Origin of the sequence: Nocardiopsis sp. TNDT3, from assembly GCF_003427465.1 — a bacterium.
Taxonomy (GTDB): domain Bacteria; phylum Actinomycetota; class Actinomycetes; order Streptosporangiales; family Streptosporangiaceae; genus Nocardiopsis; species Nocardiopsis dassonvillei.
In genome coordinates this window covers 1-1,051 of sequence record NZ_QPFC01000811.1, presented here as the reverse complement: position 1 = coordinate 1,051, position 1,051 = coordinate 1, and the positions used below count along the sequence as shown (strand labels likewise).

Annotated in this window: 1 protein-coding gene; it reads right to left on the bottom strand. The window is 72.0% G+C overall.

Translation table 11 applies throughout. The annotated features are described in order from the left end of the window. Positions 1-279 precede the first annotated feature (279 nt). A complete protein-coding gene (locus tag DQW06_RS19815; protein WP_013155028.1) occupies positions 280-876 on the bottom strand; it encodes a sigma-70 family RNA polymerase sigma factor in 597 nt (198 codons plus the stop codon). Positions 877-1,051 lie beyond the last annotated feature (175 nt).

Below are 1,051 nucleotides of genomic sequence, written 5' to 3'. Positions count from 1 at the left end.
GGGGGTCCGGGGTCCTCCCCCCGTTCCCGCCGTCCCCGGGAGAGGGGGAGGCGGCGGTCGGGGCCGTTCCGAGCCGTCGTCGCGGTCCCCGGTGGCGGTCGCCGCACAACGGGTCACATGAGGTGGTCACCCCATGACCCGACCCGTGGCACGCGCCTCGGGAGGACGGGGCGGCTCTAGGGGCGGAGGTAGCCCGACGGCCCGAGGGCGCGGCAGTATCCGCGCACCCGGGGGCGGTCGGGGCACCGGCGGCGTCCGGGCCGGGGGCGTCCGGAGTGCTCAGGGGACGAGGCGGTTCGCCACGGCCACCTGCCGAAGCCGAGCAATAGCTCGGTGCTGGGCAACCCGTACCGCTCCCGCCGACATTCCAAGAACATGTCCCGTCTCATCCGCCGTAAGTCCTGCGATGACCCTCATGACCAGCAGTTTGCGCTGTTGCTCGGGCAGCTCGTCGAGAAGCTCCCGGGCCCGCTGGGCCTCGATCACCCGCACCGCCGACTCCTCGGGCCCCGGCCCCTCGTCGGGGCGCTCGGGCACGGAGTCGGTGGGCACCGTCTCGACCCTGCCCGCACCGCGCAGGGTGTCGGCCACCTTGTGGGCCGCTATGCCGAACACGAAGGCCGCGAAGGGGCGGCCGCGGTCCTGGTAGCGCGGTATCGCCGAGAGCAGGGCGATACACACCTCCTGGGCCACGTCGTCGGAGTAGTGGGCCAGCCCCGAGACCCGGGCCAGGCGGGCACGGCAGTACCTGACCACCATGGGGCGGACCTCGCGCAGCAGCGAGTCCATCGCCCCGTCGTCCCCCCGGACCGCCAGCGATCCCAGATGGTTCAACCCCGTGTGGTCCCGCTGCCCCCGGGCGCCTGCATCCGTCACCGTCACGCTAGGAATGATGCCCCCACCGCCGGACTGAACCACTCGGATCGGCAACTACAGAATGGTCACGTTTCGGGAAAATCACCCGAAAACATCTGTGCCGCCGAGGGAAACCTGTGACGTGCGTGATAGTGCGCGGGGGCGGAGCAACCGCTCCGCCCCCGTCTCGGCCCGG